Annotated in this window: 13 protein-coding genes; 2 read left to right on the top strand and 11 right to left on the bottom strand. The window is 66.7% G+C overall.

The features are described 5' to 3' along the window. Positions 1–4: 4 nt before the first annotated feature. The 6 genes from xylA to ACQR1H_RS00420 all read right to left on the bottom strand — a co-directional run bounded on the left by xylA (position 5) and on the right by ACQR1H_RS00420 (position 8,753). Positions 5–1,327 carry a xylose isomerase gene (gene xylA / locus ACQR1H_RS00445; protein ID WP_315802443.1) on the bottom strand — a complete coding sequence of 441 codons (1,323 nt, stop codon included), beginning with the start codon at positions 1,325–1,327 and terminating at the stop codon, positions 5–7. Next, positions 1,324–2,781 carry a xylulokinase gene (gene xylB / locus ACQR1H_RS00440; RefSeq protein ID WP_434873644.1) on the bottom strand — a complete coding sequence of 486 codons (1,458 nt, stop codon included), beginning with the start codon at positions 2,779–2,781 and terminating at the stop codon, positions 1,324–1,326. Before xylB ends, xylA begins: the two co-directional genes overlap by 4 nt. 116 nt (positions 2,782–2,897) lie before the next feature. Next, positions 2,898–3,926, bottom strand: a complete 1,029-nt coding sequence (locus tag ACQR1H_RS00435; protein ID WP_434906958.1) for a LacI family DNA-binding transcriptional regulator — start codon at positions 3,924–3,926, stop codon at positions 2,898–2,900. Positions 3,927–4,026: 100 nt separating this feature from the next. Further along, positions 4,027–5,241 carry a sensor domain-containing diguanylate cyclase gene (locus ACQR1H_RS00430; RefSeq protein WP_434839752.1) on the bottom strand — a complete coding sequence of 405 codons (1,215 nt, stop codon included), beginning with the start codon at positions 5,239–5,241 and terminating at the stop codon, positions 4,027–4,029. A 1,247-nt stretch (positions 5,242–6,488) separates the two neighbouring features. After that, complete coding sequence (gene pobA, locus ACQR1H_RS00425; RefSeq protein WP_315802439.1) at positions 6,489–7,661, bottom strand: 4-hydroxybenzoate 3-monooxygenase; 1,173 nt, start codon at positions 7,659–7,661, stop codon at positions 6,489–6,491. 171 nt (positions 7,662–7,832) lie between these two features. Continuing rightward, positions 7,833–8,753: a helix-turn-helix domain-containing protein gene (locus ACQR1H_RS00420; protein WP_316183242.1), complete on the bottom strand. Its 921-nt coding sequence runs from the start codon at positions 8,751–8,753 to the stop codon at positions 7,833–7,835. 133 nt (positions 8,754–8,886) lie between these two features. On the opposite strand from ACQR1H_RS00420, the gene ACQR1H_RS00415 reads away from it, so the two are divergent. After that, complete coding sequence (locus ACQR1H_RS00415; protein WP_316183241.1) at positions 8,887–10,050, top strand: cytochrome P450; 1,164 nt, start codon at positions 8,887–8,889, stop codon at positions 10,048–10,050. Positions 10,051–10,157: 107 nt separating this feature from the next. Here ACQR1H_RS00415 and ACQR1H_RS00410 read toward each other — a convergent pair whose 3' ends face one another. Further along, entirely contained in the window at positions 10,158–11,276 is a 1,119-nt protein-coding gene (locus ACQR1H_RS00410) for an NADH:flavin oxidoreductase (protein ID WP_434864231.1), read from the bottom strand. Positions 11,277–11,456: 180 nt separating this feature from the next. Here ACQR1H_RS00410 and ACQR1H_RS00405 point away from each other — a divergent pair, with 180 nt between their 5' ends. Beyond that, positions 11,457–11,780: a winged helix-turn-helix transcriptional regulator gene (locus ACQR1H_RS00405; protein WP_434864243.1), complete on the top strand. Its 324-nt coding sequence runs from the start codon at positions 11,457–11,459 to the stop codon at positions 11,778–11,780. Between the two features lie 20 nt (positions 11,781–11,800). On the opposite strand, the gene ACQR1H_RS00400 is transcribed toward ACQR1H_RS00405, so the two are convergent. From ACQR1H_RS00400 to ligA, 4 genes are all read right to left on the bottom strand, one after another. Further along, on the bottom strand, positions 11,801–13,297 hold the full coding sequence (locus tag ACQR1H_RS00400) for an AMP nucleosidase (RefSeq protein ID WP_316239048.1): 1,497 nt from the start codon (positions 13,295–13,297) through the stop codon (positions 11,801–11,803). 117 nt (positions 13,298–13,414) lie between these two features. Beyond that, positions 13,415–14,374, bottom strand: a complete 960-nt coding sequence (locus tag ACQR1H_RS00395) for a Gfo/Idh/MocA family oxidoreductase (RefSeq protein WP_315802434.1) — start codon at positions 14,372–14,374, stop codon at positions 13,415–13,417. Continuing rightward, on the bottom strand, positions 14,375–15,238 hold the full coding sequence (locus ACQR1H_RS00390; protein WP_315802433.1) for a class III extradiol dioxygenase subunit beta: 864 nt from the start codon (positions 15,236–15,238) through the stop codon (positions 14,375–14,377). It abuts the gene before it with no gap. Then, on the bottom strand, positions 15,239–15,628 hold the full coding sequence (gene ligA / locus ACQR1H_RS00385; protein ID WP_257168873.1) for a protocatechuate 4,5-dioxygenase subunit alpha: 390 nt from the start codon (positions 15,626–15,628) through the stop codon (positions 15,239–15,241). Positions 15,629–15,637: the final 9 nt, after the last annotated feature.

The following is a 15,637-nucleotide window of genomic DNA, read 5'->3' as shown; positions in this document are numbered from 1 at the left end:
GTCGTCAGACATAGCGGTTCACCACGCTTTCGAGATATTCCTGGCGGCCGGAACGCGGCTGTGGATCGAGGCCGGTGTCGGCGGCGCGGTCGGCGAGTTCGGCAAGCGAGCGGCGGCCGGCGAGGATCGCCTGCCCCTCCTCGCCGTCCCAGCCGGCGTAGCGGGCTGCGAGCGGCGCCGTCAGCGCACTGTCGGTCAGCATCTCGTCGGCCGCGATCAGCGCCCGCGCGCAGGCGTCCATCGAGCCGACATGGGCGTGCAGCAGATCATCCGGATCGATCGACTGCCGCCGGATCTTGGCATCGAAGTTCAGCCCGCCGGTGGTGAAGCCGCCGGCCTTGAGCATGTCGTGGAACACCAGCGCCAGCTCCGGCACGTTCATCGCGAACTGGTCGGTGTCCCAGCCCAAGAGATCGTCGCCGCGGTTGATGTCGAGCGAGCCGAACACGCCGAGCGCCTGCGCCAGTGCGATCTCGTGCTGGAACGAATGGCCGGCGAGGATGGCGTGGTTCTGCTCGATGTTGAGCTTGACGTCGTCGAGCAGGTCATAGCGCTGCAGGAAGCCGTAGCAGGTGGCGACATCGAAATCATACTGGTGCTTGGTCGGCTCCTTCGGCTTCGGCTCGATCAGCAGCGGTCCCTTGAATCCGATCTTGTGCTTGTGCTCGACCACGAGCGAGACGAAGCGGCCTAGCTGGTCGAGCTCGCGCTTCATGTCGGTGTTGAGCAGGGTCTCGTAGCCCTCGCGGCCGCCCCACAGCACGTAGTTGGCGCCGCCGAGGCGGTGCGTCAGCTCGAGCGCGGCGCGCACCTGCCCGGCGGCATAGGCGAAGACATCGGGATCCGGATTGGTCGCGGCGCCCGCCATGTAGCGGCGGTGCGAGAACAGATTGGCCGTGCCCCATAGCAGCCGTACCTTGGCAGACGCCATCTTCTGCTCGAACAGGTCGCCGATCGCATTGAGATTGGCGACCGACTCCTTCAGCGTCGCGCCTTCCGGCGCCGCGTCGACGTCGTGGAAGGTGAAGAACGGCACGTCGAGCAGCCGGAACAAGTCGAACGCGACATCGGCCTTGGCGCGCGCCATCGCCAGCGCATCGTCGCCATGCTGCCACGGCCGCAGGAAGGTCTCGCCGCCGAACGGATCGCTGCCCGGCCAGCAGAACGAATGCCAGTAGCAGACCGCGAAGCGCAGATGATCCTCCATCCGCTTGCCCCGGATGACACGGTCCTTGTCGTACCAGCGGAACGACAGCGGGCTGCGTGACTCGGGCCCGACATAGCTGACGGTCGCGCCGGTCTGGAAGAAGGGAGCCTGGACGTTCACGAGATGCACTCCTTGAGAGCGGGATAGAGCTTGCGCCATTGCGCGTAGGCGTCGTCGTAGGCGGCGCGCTGCGGCGCGCGGGGTTCGAAACTCTGCAGCCGCCGTGGCTTGCGGCAGACATCGGCCGGGGCTTCGCCGGTCGCGGCCAGACGGCCGAGCCTGGACGCACCGATGGCGGCGCCGACCTCGCCCTCCTCGACGCGATGCACGGTGACGCCGAGCACGTCGGCCATGATCTGCGCCCACAACAAAGAGCGCGAGCCGCCGCCGACGAGATCGAGCTCTGTGATCGGCTGCGCGCTGCGCGCGAGCGCGGCGAACATGTCGCGTGAGGCGAACGCCACGCCCTCCAGCACCGCCTGCACGAGATCAGCGCGGCCGGCGGCGCTGCGCAGCCCGACCAGGGCGCCGGCGGCATGGGCATCGTTGTGCGGCGTGCGCTCGCCGTCGAGATAAGGCAGGAACTGCACCGGGCTCGGACGTTCGACGCTGATACCGAGCGGCGCCAGCAGCGCGGCTTCCGGCGTCTCGAGAATGCGCGCCAGCCACGCCAGCGAGGCCGCGGCCGACAGCATCACGCCCATCTGATGCCAGAGACCGCCGAGCGCATGGCAGAACGCATGCACGGCCGCTTCCGGCACCGGCGCGAAGCGGTCGGTCACCCGGAACAGCACGCCCGATGTGCCGAGCGACAGGAATGCATCGCCGGGCGTGATGGCGCCGAGCCCGATCGCGCTCGCCGCGTTGTCGCCGGCGCCGCCCGCGATCACGACGTCAGCGCCCATGCCCCAGCGCCGCGCCAGCTCGGGCGACAACACGGCGCTGCGCTCATTGCCCTCGACCAGGCGCGGCATGTGATCGAGACCGAGCCCGGTCGCCGCCAGCAGTTTCTCCGACCAGCGCCGCGCGCCGACGTCGAGCCACAGGGTGCCGGCCGCATCCGACATGTCCTCGACCATCTCGCCGGACAGCCGATAGCGCACATAGGCCTTCGGCAGCAGCACTTTCGCGACCTCGGCAAATATCCTCGGCTCGTGCTTCGCCACCCAGACGAGCTTCGGCGCGGTGAAGCCGGGCATCGCAAGGTTGCCGGCGATCGCATGCAGTTCGGGGCAGCGGCGTTCGAGCTCGGCGCATTCGGCTTGCGAGCGGCCGTCATTCCACAGGATCGCCGGCCGCAGCGGCCGGCCGTCGCGGTTCAGCAACGTCGCGCCGTGCATCTGGCCGGACAGGCCGATGCCGCTGACGGCAGCGGTCTCGCGCGGACGCGCCCGCGCGAGATCATCGACCGCGCCGATGACGGCCTCGACCCAGTGATCCGGGTTCTGCTCGGACCACAGCGGCTGCGGATGCGACAGCGCCAGCGGACGCCCGGCGCTTGCGATCAGCGCGCCCGCCTCGTCCTCCAGCACGGCCTTCACGCCGGATGTGCCGACATCCAGTCCGAGAAACACGACTCCACTCCTCCCACCGACCGCCAGGCGCTTCGGCGATCTGCTGTCGCCTCGAAACCAGCACCTCGGTCTTTCTCGTTCCGTACGCAAACGACCGCGTCACCGCGGCCGCCCGCTCACGGCAGATTGTCCCGCATCACGATGTCGATGCGGATCGTCTCCTGTTCGCTCAGGATCGGCTCGCCGCGCGCCAGCGCCAGCAGCACGCGCACCGCGGAGCGCGCCTCGTGGCCCGGGTTCTGCGAAATCGCCGCGTCCATCACGCCGTTCAACAGCAGCTTGCGCGTCAGTGCCGTCACGTCGTGGCCGACGAACACGATATCGTCGGCGCGCCCCGACTCGGTCAGCGCCTTGGCGACGCCGGCCGTGCCGGCGCCGACATTGTAGAGCCCGACGATGTCGCGGTGCTCGGTCAGCAGCTTGCGCATGAGGTGCTCTGAGCGATCGTCCACGTCATGCCCCTCAGCAACCGGCAAAACCTCAAGTTGCCGAAACTCCGCCGCGAGAACCTGGCCGAAGCCGAAGATGCGCTCGGCATGATCGCGCAGGCCTTGCGAGCCCGCCATGATCGCGATCCGCCCCGCCTTGCCGCCGGCGAAGCGTCCGACCAGCGCCCCCGCGGTGCGGCCAGCGGCGATGTTGTCGATGCCGACATAATGCTGCCGCCGCGACGATGGCACGTCCGACACCAGCGTCACCACCTTGGCGCCGGACTCGACGAGATCGTTGATCGCCGCGCGCACGCCCGGATGATCGAGCGCCACCACCGCGACGCCGTCGACCTGACCGACGAGCTGCTCGAGCTTCGCGGCCAGCACGGCGGCATCGAACACGTCGGTCGTGACGACATCGACCGTGAGCCGGCGCGCGGCCATCCAGCTCGCCAGATCGCCGAGATGCGCCTGAATCTGCTGCATGAAGGGATTGATGCCGGACGGCATCACGAAGGCAAAGCGCCGCGCGCGGGCATGGGCGAGCTCGGAGGCCGCCGCATGCGGCTGGAACGCGCTACGCGCCATGGCGTCCTTGACGCGTCGCACCGTGTCCGGGCGCACGCCCGGCCGGTTGTGCAGCACGCGGTCGACGGTGGCGAGGCTCACCCCCGCCTGTCGCGCAATGTCCCGCAATGTCAGCGGCGCGTTCATGGTCCTCCCCTTTGGGTTGAGGACCATAGCGCGGTTTTTGAGGTACGCAACTCATTTTTGAGGGGCGCCCCGCCCGGAGCGGCCTGGAGCTCCGAGAGAGCTAGACGAAGGCGACCTCGATCCGCTTGTCGGACCGCGCCGTCATGCGGCAGGCACGTGAGAAACCGTCGCTGGCGATCGCGAGCTTGAAGTTCTCCGGCAAGTCGGCCGTGGAGATCACGTCCAGTGCAGCAGCGCGTTCGGACAACGCACGGACCGTGCAGTCGAGCGTCGAGCGTCCGGCGTTGAACGCGATCTGCCCCGCCTTGAACACGCGGCGCAGCGCAGGCGCGATCGACGGTGACGCCTCCACCCAGGCGATGACCTGATTGCGGCCGTTGTTCTTGGCAGAATACATCGCCATGTCCGCCCGCTCCTGCATGGCATCGAAGCCCAGCCGAGGAGTCAGATCCGCGGCTCCGAAACTGGCGGTGACCCTGATCGGTCCGCATGGCGTGTCGATCGACAGGCCGGCAATCGCCGACCGCATCTTCTCGAGCACCGCCAGCCCGTCGTGCAGGCCCGTATGCGGCAGCAGGATGCCGAACTCCTCGCCGCCGAGACGGCCGATGACGTCGGAGCTCCGCAGCACCGACCGCCAGGCTTCGATGAGCCTCGCCAGGACGAGATCGCCGACGGCATGGCCGTAAGTGTCGTTCACCGACTTGAAGTGATCGACGTCGACCATGGCATATGTCAGCTTGTGGCCGTGACGCTCGGCCAGCGCCCGCAACCGCTCGCCTTCGTTGTGAAAGGCGCGGCGCGACAGCGCGCCGGTCAGAGCGTCGCGCATGCTCAGATTGCGCAGCATCAGCTCGTCGACGGCGATCGCGGCGAGGTCCTTGAGCACGTCGACATCGTGCGCGCTGAACTCGCGCGGCGTCGTGTCCATCGCGCACAGCGTGCCGACGTTCACGCCGGAGATGCGCAGCTGCGCGCCGGCGTAGAACCGAATGAAGGGCTTGCCATGGACGAGGACGTTGTCCGCCAGCCGCGCATCCTGATGCGTGTCGGGGATGACCAGCGGCTCGCTTTCCTGAATGGCAAAGTTGCACAATGCGGGCCGCCGCTCGCCTTCACGGTCGGCCATCCCCGCGGCCGACTTGAACCATTGGCGATGGCCGTCGATGAGCGTGAGTGTCGACATCGGGACGCCGAAGACCTTCCGGCACAGGCCGGTGAGACGGTCGAAGGCGAGCTCGCTGGGTGTATCAAGGATGTCGAGTTCGGCAAGGGCTTCCAGGCGGCGGGCATCGTCGTGGTGGTGGGCTGACATCGGCAACTCCTCGCCGACAGCTTCTCGCGGAGGGACTTAACGCCGGATTTAGGAGGAGAATGAGCAAATTCCTAACAGGAAGCACGACGTCCGGCGGGGGAACCGCCCGAGGGCCGGCCTGCCTGCCATCGGCCGGCCAGCCGGCGCCATCTTCCGATAAAAATAATCATCTTGCCATTTATCCGAATTCGTGATTATCTCCCGCCATCCCGCCTCAACGAGAGGGGCGTTGCGCGCGATCGTCACGACACGCGAGGCGGGGATGCGGTGGCCGCGAGAGATCGCAGCATTCTCTTTCACGAGGGTGCGGACGAACGATCGCTTGCGGACGCGAAATCGCAGCGGCCTGACACCCCGAAGCTGGTGTCAACCTGGCGCAATGCTAACGCATTGCGTTGGGGATGGTGGCCAACAAGCCCGGCGCACCAGGGCGACTGCGTATAAGCGTGAAGACACCGCGCAGGGAATGCCGGATGCTCGGCTGCACCTGTGGTACCTGCCGCCTGCATTTTTTTCGCAGGCGGGCCATGGGTGAGGCCTTCACCCGGCATTCCCTGCGCCCTCTCATGCTTGCGAGGGACGAGTTGATGGCAGACCTCGGGCATCAGATGCCGCGAGAACGTGATGCCATGTCTCTCTTTATGACTTCGCTGTTTGATGATGACTTCGCTGTTTGAACCGTAAATCCGCCCCACCCTCCGCCGTCGTCCCGGACAAGCTGCAACGCGCGAAGCGCGCTGCAGCGCCGATCCGGGACCCATACGCCGCGGCGGTCGTGATGGGCACAAAAGCCAATTGCCAGCGTGCCCCAAAGCGCTCCCTGGGGGTATGGGTCCCGGCTCAAGGCCGGGACGACAGCGGTGTTTGTTGATGCAGACGCGGGCCTCACCCGCAGTCGTCGTCCCGGACAAGTGGCGACGCGCAACGCGCGGCGCGGCGCCGATCCGGGACCCATACGCCGCGGCGGTCGTGATGAGCACAAAAGCCAACGACCAGCGTGCTTCAAATGGCTCCCTGGGGGTATGGGTCCCGGCTCAAGGCCGGGACGACAGCGGTGTTTGTTGAAGCGGGGATGGTCGATGCGCGGCCTTGTAGGGTTGGCAAAGCGGACGCCCGCAGGGCGGTCGCGTGCCCACCGTGCATCCGCATGCACGGAGAGAATGGTGGGCACGGCGCGCGCGATGCAGTGAGGCAGCCAACTCGCATCGTTGGCGCGCCTTTGCCCACCCTACGGACTGTGCAAGACCTCAGAACGGCAGTCCGACATAGTTCTCCGCCAGCGACCGCTGCGCGGCCTCCGACGAGAACAGATAGGCGAGCTCGGTGTCCTGAAGTCTGTCGTCGTAGGACAGCCGGTCGGGGAAGCGATGCAGCAGCGTCGTCATCCACCACGAGAAGCGCTGCGCCTTCCAGATCCGCGCCAGCGCGCGCTGGGAGTAGCCGTCGATGCCGGCGTCGTCGCCCTTTTTGTAGTGATCGAGCAGCGCATGATAGAGATAGTAGATGTCGGACGCCGCCGAGTTCAGCCCGCGCGCGCCGGTCGGCGGCACGATGTGGGCGGCGTCGCCGGCCAGGAACAGCCGGCCGTAGCGCATCGGCTCGGCGACGAAGCTGCGCAGCGGCGCGATGCTCTTCTCGATCGACGGGCCAGTGATCAGCTTGGCCGCGATCTCATTGGGCAGGCGGCGCTTCAGCTCCTCCCAGAACGCATCGTCGCTCCAGTCCTCGACCTTGTCGGTGAGCGGCACCTGGACGTAATAGCGGCTCAGCACCTGGGAGCGCAGCGAGCACAGCGCGAAGCCACGCTCGTGCTTGGCATAGATCAGCTCCGGCGACACCGGCTTGGTGCGCGACAGCACGCCGAGCCAGCCGAACGGGTACACCCGCTCGTATTCCGTCAGCTTGTCGTGCGGGATCGACTTGCGGCTGACGCCGTGAAAGCCGTCGGCGCCGATGATGTAGTCGCAGTCGACGCGGATCACCTCCTCGCCGCTGCGATAGGTGACGTAGGGCTTGTCGGAGGCAATGTCGTGCGGCGTGACGTCGGCCGCGTTGTGCACGACCTTGCCGCCGAGCTTGTCGCGGGCCTCGTAGAGATCGCGCGTCAGCTCGGTCTGGCCGTAGACCATCACCGAGTTGCCGCCGGAATATTTGTGCAGGTCGACGCGGTCGAGCTTGCCGTCATGGGCGATGTAGAAGCCGTGATGGATTTCGCCCTCGCGATCCATGCGCTCGCCGCACTGCGCCTCGCGCATCAGCTCGGCAAAGCCGTGCTCGAGCACGCCGGCACGGATGCGCGACAGCACGTAGTCGCGGCTGGACTTCTCCAGGATGATCGTATCGATGCCCTGCAGATGCAGGAGCTGCGACAGCATCAGCCCCGACGGGCCTCCGCCGATGATGCAGACTTGGACTTTCATGGGCGCGTTCTCCCGGATTCGCAGACGCAGGTTTGTTGGGTATGCTTTTCAGTGGCGGATTTTACCAAGAAATGCGCAGGATCACTTGGATGGACGCGGCATTCTCTTGTACTTTTCCAACACCATGCCGCGACGCAAAACGAATGCGACGGTGGTATCGGGCGGCGCCGGTCAGCCGGCCGGCGGCGCCGCGCCGTCTCCCACGCCCATCGCGCGCCGATAGTCGCGCGGGCTCGCCCCGGTGTGGCGCTTGAAGAAGCGGCAGAAATAGGCCGGGTCCTTGAAACCGAGCTCGAACGCCAGCTTCGACACCGGCGCTGCAATATAGGTCAGCCGACGACAGGCCTCACGGGCCAGACGCGCATGCACGATGTCGAGCGCGGACTGGCCGGTCTCGGCCCGCGTCAACCGATTGAGCCGCTCCGGCGTCATGCCGAGCTCGTCGGCGTAGCGCGCCACCGACCAGTGATCGCGGTGATGCGCCTCGACCAGCACGATGAAGCGGGTGAACAGATCAGCGTGCCCACTGCCGCGCCGCCCGCCTTGCGACTGCCGCGCGCTCTGCTGCGCCAGCCGCCACACGATCGAGCGCCCGAGCCAGTGCGGCACCGGGGAGGCCGCGGAATCGGCCGCGGCGAACTCGCCGGCGAGGTCGACGAACAGCGTGCCGATCCGGCCCGTCGCAACGGCTTGCGGCTCCAGATGCAGGATTTGCGGCGCTGCAAACAGGTCGCGCAGCGCCTCGCCGGTCGCCGGCACGTCGCCCTCCACCACCGCCCGCGGATTGAAGGTGAGCACGTAGCCGTCGGTCTCGCGCGAGAAGCGGAAGGCATGGACGACGCCGGGCGGAATGATCACCGCCACCGGGCCGGTGCAGCGCTCGCGGCTTTCGTCCAAGGCGATCTCGGCCGGGCCGGAGGCGACCCAGAGGATCTGATGCAGGCCCTGGTGCGTATGCGCCTCGATTTCCCAGCGATACAGCTTGCTGCGCACCTGGATCGGCTCGACATGCAGCATGTCCGGCTGCGCGGCGGAGGCTTCGCCGTACAGCGCGAAGGCCGGGATCGACGGCTTGGTGCGAAAGCGGGGCATGAGCGAGAGCTAACCCCGAATGTCGGAAAAGTACAAGTCTTGACCGGCTTTCGTGTCTCGCGCCGCGGCCACGGCTCGGCTAGATCAGTGAAAAGAACAACAACGACCACACTCAATGGAGAGGAGGCCCGACATGTTCACGTTCGACCCGTATTCGCCGGCGGTCGATGCCGACCCGTTCCCGTTCTACAAGACGCTGCGCGACGAGCACCCCTGCTTCTGGAGCCAGCAAGCCCAGATGTGGATCCTGTCGCGCTATGCCGACGTGGCAGCGGCGGGCACGAACTGGCAGACCTATTCGTCGGCTAAGGGCAACCTGATGACCGAGCTGCCGAACCGCGCCGGCGCGACGCTCGGCACCACCGATCCGCCGCGCCATGACCGGCTGCGTGGCCTCGTCCAGCATGCCTTCATGAAGCGCAATCTGGAGAGCCTGTCAGGCCCGATCCGCGACATCGCGCGCGACAGCGCCGAGGCGCTGCGCGGCCAGGACCGGTTCGACTTCATCGACGCCTTCTCGTCGAAGTTCACGGTGCGCGTGCTGTTCGCCGCACTCGGCCTGCCGCTCGGCGACGAGCAGACGGTGCGCGACAAGGCGGTGCTCATGGTGCAGAGCGATCCGGTGAGCCGCGCCAAGGGACCGCAGCACATCGCAGCCTACAACTGGATGCAGGACTATGCGGCCGGCATCATCGCGGAGCGCCGGGCGCGGCCGCAGAACGATCTGATCTCGCATTTCAGCATGGCCGAGATCGACGGCGACAAGCTCGACGAGCGCGAGGTGCTGCTGACGACGACCACGCTGATCATGGCCGGCATCGAGTCTCTCGGCGGCTTCATGACGATGCTGGCCTACAATCTCGCCGATCACGACGACGCCCGCCGTGCGGTCGTCGCCAATCCCGATCTGCTGGCGGACGCCGTCGAGGAGTCGCTGCGCTTCAACACCTCGGCGCAGCGTTTCCGCCGCTGCCTGCAGAAGGATCTCACCCTGCACGGCCAGACCATGCGCGAGGGCGATTTCGTCTGCCTCGCCTACGGCTCCGCCAATCGCGACGAGCGGCAGTTTCCCAATCCCGACGTCTACGACATCACGCGCAAGCCGCGCGGCCACCTCGGCTTCGGCGGCGGCGTGCATGCCTGCCTGGGATCGGCGATCGCGCGCATGGCGATCAGGATCGCGTTCGACGAGCTGCACAAGGTCGTGCCGGACTATCGCCGCACCCAGGAGCAACTGCCCTGGATGCCGTCATCGACCTTCCGCAGCCCGATGTACCTGGAGCTGACGGTGCATTAGTCGGTCGCAAGGACGGGATGGCGGGCTCGAGCACGCACCTCGCGGACGGTACGCTCCCTCGCCCCGCTTGCGCGGGGCGAGGGAGGCGCCAACCGGTTTACCAGAGCTCAAACCAGCGCGCCGAGATCCGCCGCGCTGAAGCCCTTCAGGCCCGCCTTGTCGCCGGACTTGATCTTGGCGACCCATTCGGCATCGCTGATCAGCGCGCGGCCGACCGCGATGAGGTCGAACTCCTCCTTGGCCATGCGCTCCAGCAGCGCATCGAGATCGGCTGTCGTCGACGGCTTGCCGGCGAACGCCGAGAAGAACTCGTCGGACAGGCCGACCGAGCCGACGCTGATGGTCGCGGCGCCCGTGATCTTCTTGGCCCAGCCGGCGAAGTTCAGGCCGTTCTCGCCGTCGACGTCCGGGAATTCCGGCTCCCAGAAACGGCGCTGCGAGCAGTGCAGGATGTCGACGCCGGCCGCGACCAGCGGCTGCAGCCAGTCGGCCATCAGCGCCGGCGTCTCGGCGAGGCGCGCCGCATAGTCCTGCTGCTTCCACTGGCTGACGCGCAGGATGATCGGAAAATCCGGCCCCACCGCCTTGCGGATCGCGGCGACGATTTCGCCGGCGAAGCGCGAGCGCTCCTTGATGCTGGCGCCGCCATAGCGATCCTCGCGCTGGTTGGTGCCGGACCAGAAGAACTCGTCGATCAGATAGCCGTGCGCACCGTGGATCTCGACGGTGTCGAAGCCGGTGCGCTTGGCGTCGGCCGCGGCCTGCGCGAATGCGGCGACGGTGTCGGCGATGTCGTTCTCGGTCATCGCGTTGCCGCGCGGCTTGCCAGGCGCAACCAGCCCGGACGGGCTCTCGACCGGCGCATCAGGCTCCCAGCGGCTCATGCCCTTGGTCGAGCCGGTGTGCCAGATCTGTGGCGCGATGCGGCCGCCGGCCGCGTGCACGGCGCTCGCCACGCTCCGCCAGCCGGCCAGGGCTGCGTCACCGTGGAAGAAGGGAATATTGGGCTCGTTGCGCGAGGCCGGACGGTTGACGACAGTGCCCTCGGTCAGGATCAGCCCCACGCCGCCTTCGGCGCGGCGACGGTAATAAGCGGCATTGGCCTCGCCGGGAACGCCATTCGGCGCCGCGTTGCGGGTCATCGGCGCCATGACGATGCGGTTCTTCAGCTCCAGCGACTTCAGGCGAAACGGACGAAACAGCACGCTGGTATCGAGGTCGGACATTCAGAGGGCTCCATTGCGTTCGGAACCGCTCCAGTATACTTCGTAAACCTGAAGTCAATCAGGCACCCGAAGTCGCTCAGGTATATCAGAGGAAACCGCGTCGTGACCGTCGCGTCGACATCAGAGACCGCCCCGCTCCGCTGCAAGCCGCAGCACTTCTCGTCGGAGTGCCCGAGCCGGGTGCTGATCGACCAGATCGCCGACAAATGGTCGATGATGGTGCTGGCCGTGCTGGACGGCGGGCCGTTGCGCTTCAACGCGGTCAAGAAGCAGCTCGAGGGCGTCACCCAGAAGGCGCTGACGCAATGCCTGCGCCGGCTCGAGCGCAACGGCCTCGTCGCGCGGGAGGTGATCGCGGACTCGCCCGTTGCCGTCCAGTACGAGATCACGCCGCTCGGCCGGACCCTGCAGCCGCCATTCCGCGCGCTCTACGCCTGGACCATCGCCAAGATGCCCGAGGTCGAGCAGGCGCGTGAGGCCTTCGACGAGCGCCGCGGCCGCTGATCGGCGGCGGTCGCAGACCGCTACTGAAAGGCGACTTCGGCGAAGCTGCGCAGCTTGCGCGAATGCAGCCGCTCCGACTCCTGGTGCTTCAGCAGTTCCAGCGCCTTCAGCCCGATCTGGAGATGCTGGCCGACGCGCTGCCGGTAGAAGTCGCCGGCCATGCCGGCGAGCTTGATCTCGCCATGCAGCGGCTTGTCGGAGACGCAGAGCAAGGTGCCGTAGGGCACGCGGAAGCGATAGCCGTTGGCGGCGATGGCGGCGGACTCCATGTCGAGCGCGACGGCGCGCGACTGCGACAAGCGGCGGATCACCCCAGGGCCGGAGATCTCCCAATTGCGGTTATCGACGCTGGCCACCGTGCCGGTCCGCATCACCCGCTTCAGCTCAAAGCCGGAATAGCCGGTCACCGTCTCCACGGCCTCTTCGAGCGCGACCTGCACCTCGGCCAGCGCGGGGATCGGCACCCAGGGCGGCAGCTCCTGGTCGAGCACGTGGTCCTCGCGGACGTAGCCGTGCGCGAGGACGTAGTCGCCGAGCCGCTGAGTGTTGCGCAGTCCCGCGCAGTGGCCGACCATCAGCCAGGCATGCGGCCGCAGCACCGCAATGTGGTCAGTGACGTTGCGCGCATTCGACGGGCCGGTGCCGATGTTGATCAGTGTGATCCCCTGATGGCCTGGCTCGACCAGATGAAGCGCCGGCATCTGCGGCGTGCGCGCCGGCGCGGAGCCCGTGGTGCCACCGCCGAGACGCGCGGTTCGCGTGATCACATTGCCCGGCTCGACGAAGGCCTCGGCTGCCCCCTGCGCGGCCGCCAGCTGCTGGCGGCCCCAATCGGCGAAGGCGTCGACATAGAACTGATAGTTCGTGAAGATCACGAAATTCTGGAAATGGTCCGGGTCGGTCCCGGTGTAGTGATAGAGCCGACGCAGCGAGTAGTCGACGCGCGCGGCGCGGAACAGCGACAGCGGCTCCGGCATGCCGGGCTTCAGCTCGAGCGTGCCGTCGGCGATCGCATCGTCCATGGTCGCGAGATCCGGAGCGTCGAACACGTCGCGCAGCGAGCGCGTCACCAACGGGCTCTCGTGGTGCGGAAGCGCCGTCTCGATGTTGATGTCGCGGCGATAGGCGAAATGCACCGGGATCGGCTCGGCCGACTCGCCGATCTCGACCGGCATGCCGTGGTTCTCCACCAGCAGACGGATCTGCTCGGTGAGATACGAACGGAACAGGTCTGGCCGCGTCACGCTGGTCTCGTGCACGCCGGGCCCTGCGACGAAGCCATAGGCCAGACGCGAGTCGAGCCGGGCATGACTTGCGGTCGTCAGCCGCACGAAGGGATAGGTGGCGCGGATCCGTGTCGCCGGCACGACGCCGTTGGCATAGGCCTCGAAATGGCCGCGCAGGAACGCCGTGTTGCGCTCGTAGATCTCCTCGAGCCGGGCCACCGCGGCGGCCGCGTCGGTAAAGCTTTCGGTCTGGAACGGTTGCGGCGATTGCACGGTCAAGGGCGGCCTCATCTTGCTGAAGCCGATGGTAAGCGAAGCCGCCATACGAGTGCAACGCTCGCCGGCGGATCTTCCAGGCGCCGCCGAGGGTCCCCTCCCCGCGCGCCGAGACGCGAGGAGGGAATCGGCTCAGCCCTTCGCGAGCTGCGCGTCGAGGTCGTGCAGCACCTGGTAGCAGGGCAGCACCTGGGCAACGGACGCGTTGGGCTCGCGGCCCTCGCGGATCGCGGCGAAGAACTCGCGGTCCTGCAGCTCGATGCCGTTCATGGAGACATCGACCTTGGAGACGTCGATCTTCTCCTCCTTGCCGTTCACCAGATCGTCGTAGCGCGCGATGTAGGTGCCGGTGTCGCCGATGTAGCGGAAGAAGGTGCCGAGCGGGCCGTCATTGTTGAACGACAGCGACAAGGTGCAGATTGCGCCATTGGCGGCCTTGAGCTGGATCGACATGTCCATCGCGATGCCCAAGGTCGGATGGATCGGCCCCTGGATCGCATTGGCCTTCACGATCGGCGAGCCCGCCTGGTAGGCGAACAGGTCGACGGTGTGCGCGGCGTGGTGCCACAGCAGATGGTCCGTCCAGCTGCGCGGCTGGCCCAGCGCATTCATATTGGTGCGGCGGAAGAAGTAGGTCTGCACATCCATCTGCTGGATGTGAAATTCGCCGGCCTTGATCTTCTTGTGCACGAACTGGTGGCTCGGATTGAAGCGGCGGGTGTGACCGCACATCGCGACCAGCTTGGTCTCCTTCTGCAGCTCGACCACCTGCTGGGCGTCCTTCAAGGAGTCGGCGAGCGGAATCTCGACCTGCACGTGCTTGCCGGCCTTGAGGCAGTCGATCGCCTGCGCCGCATGCATCTGTGTCGGCGTGCAGAGAATGACGGCGTCGACCTCCGGCAGCTTGAGGCTGTCGGCGAGCTCAGTCGCGACGTGCTTGATGCCGTATTTGTCGGCGACTTCCTTGGTCTGGTCGAAGCGGCGGCCGACCAGCGACACCACCTCGACGCCGTCGATGTTCTTGATGCCGTCGAGATGCTTGATGCCGAAGGCGCCGGCGCCGGCGAGCGCGACCTTGATCGTCTTGGCCATTTAGTTGTTCTCCAGGATCAGATGGCCGACCGCGGTGTTGCTGGCCGGCACATGATAGAAGCGGTGGCGCACGGTCGGAGCGTTGCCCTTCTTGGTCTCGTTGACGTCGCTCATGGCGCCGCGCGCGATCAGCCACATCACGAGCTCGATGCCCTCGCTGCCGGCCTCGCGGACGTAGTCGATGTGCGGCACCTTGGACAGGCCTTCGGGATCGTTGATCAGCTTGTCCAGGAACATGTTGTCCCATTCCCGGTTGATCAGGCCGGCGCGCGGGCCCTGCAGCTGATGGCTCATGCCGCCGGTGCCCCAGATCTGCACGTTGAGCGGCTCGTCATAGCTCTCGATCGCCTTGCGGATCGCCTTGCCCAGCATGAAGCAGCGGCGGCCCGACGGCACCGGATATTGCACGACGTTGACGGCGAACGGGATCACCGGACACGGCCAGGCATCGACCTGGCCGAACACGAGGCTAAGCGGCACGGTCAGGCCGTGGTCGACATCCATCTTGTTGACGATGGTGAGATCGAAATCGTCCTGGATCACCGACTGCGCGATATGCGCGGCGAGCTTCGGGTGTCCGATCACCTTGGGCACCGGGCGCGGCCCCCAGCCCTCGTCGGCCGGCTGATATTCGGCTGCGGTGCCGATCGCGAACGTGGGAATCATGTCCAGGCTGAAGGCGGTCGCGTGGTCGTTGAAGACCAGGAACACCACGTCCGGCTTCTGCTCCTTCTCCCACTGCTTGGCGAAATCGTAGCCGGCGAACACCGGCTTCCAATAATCCTCGCCGGTCTTGCCGAGGTCGAGGGCGGCGCCGATCGCCGGCACGTGCGAGGTGAAAACGCTTGCGGAGATTTTTGCCATTTACTTCTTCTCCCCGGTGTAGCGGTTGCCCTCGACCGAGCGGCCGCCCTTGATCATCATCTCGCGATACTGGTCTTCAGTCATGCCGGTCATGCTGCCGGCCATTTGCTGAAAGCTCTTGCCGTCGGTCGCGCCGATCTTGGCGAGGAAGTAGATGTTGCCACCAAGCGCAATGCAGCGGTTGAGGTCGCGGTCGAGCACGGCCTGCTTCTGCTCCTCGCTCATCGGCCATTCGTCGAGATAGGCGCGCTCGTTGGCCTTGAAGCGGGCGCGGTTCTCCGCCTTCATCAGCGACATGCAGAACTGGTTGAGGTGATAGCCCATCCGCGACATGTCCGCGTCGAAGATGGTCGTGCCGGGAACGTCGGTATAGGGTTTGTCGAGCGACATCGCTTCCCT

Source organism: Bradyrhizobium sp. HKCCYLRH2015 (assembly GCF_051168215.1).
Lineage (GTDB): Bacteria > Pseudomonadota > Alphaproteobacteria > Rhizobiales > Xanthobacteraceae > Bradyrhizobium.
The sequence above is the reverse complement of the archived record's forward strand: the minus strand, read 5'-3'. Positions and strand labels throughout refer to the sequence as shown.

What these genes read in the sequence shown, in the direction of transcription:
- ACQR1H_RS00435 (WP_434906958.1), bottom strand. Translation starts at nt 3,926, where the DNA reads ATGAACGCGCCGCTGACATTGCGGGACATTGCGCGACAGGCGGGGGTG.
- ACQR1H_RS00430 (WP_434839752.1), bottom strand. Translation starts at nt 5,241, where the DNA reads ATGTCAGCCCACCACCACGACGATGCCCGCCGCCTGGAAGCCCTTGCC.
- pobA (WP_315802439.1), bottom strand. Translation starts at nt 7,661, where the DNA reads ATGAAAGTCCAAGTCTGCATCATCGGCGGAGGCCCGTCGGGGCTGATG.
- ACQR1H_RS00420 (WP_316183242.1), bottom strand. Translation starts at nt 8,753, where the DNA reads ATGCCCCGCTTTCGCACCAAGCCGTCGATCCCGGCCTTCGCGCTGTAC.
- ACQR1H_RS00415 (WP_316183241.1), top strand. Translation starts at nt 8,887, where the DNA reads ATGTTCACGTTCGACCCGTATTCGCCGGCGGTCGATGCCGACCCGTTC.
- ACQR1H_RS00410 (WP_434864231.1), bottom strand. Translation starts at nt 11,276, where the DNA reads ATGTCCGACCTCGATACCAGCGTGCTGTTTCGTCCGTTTCGCCTGAAG.
- ACQR1H_RS00400 (WP_316239048.1), bottom strand. Translation starts at nt 13,297, where the DNA reads ATGAGGCCGCCCTTGACCGTGCAATCGCCGCAACCGTTCCAGACCGAA.
- ACQR1H_RS00395 (WP_315802434.1), bottom strand. Translation starts at nt 14,374, where the DNA reads ATGGCCAAGACGATCAAGGTCGCGCTCGCCGGCGCCGGCGCCTTCGGC.
- ACQR1H_RS00390 (WP_315802433.1), bottom strand. Translation starts at nt 15,238, where the DNA reads ATGGCAAAAATCTCCGCAAGCGTTTTCACCTCGCACGTGCCGGCGATC.
- ligA (WP_257168873.1), bottom strand. Translation starts at nt 15,628, where the DNA reads ATGTCGCTCGACAAACCCTATACCGACGTTCCCGGCACGACCATCTTC.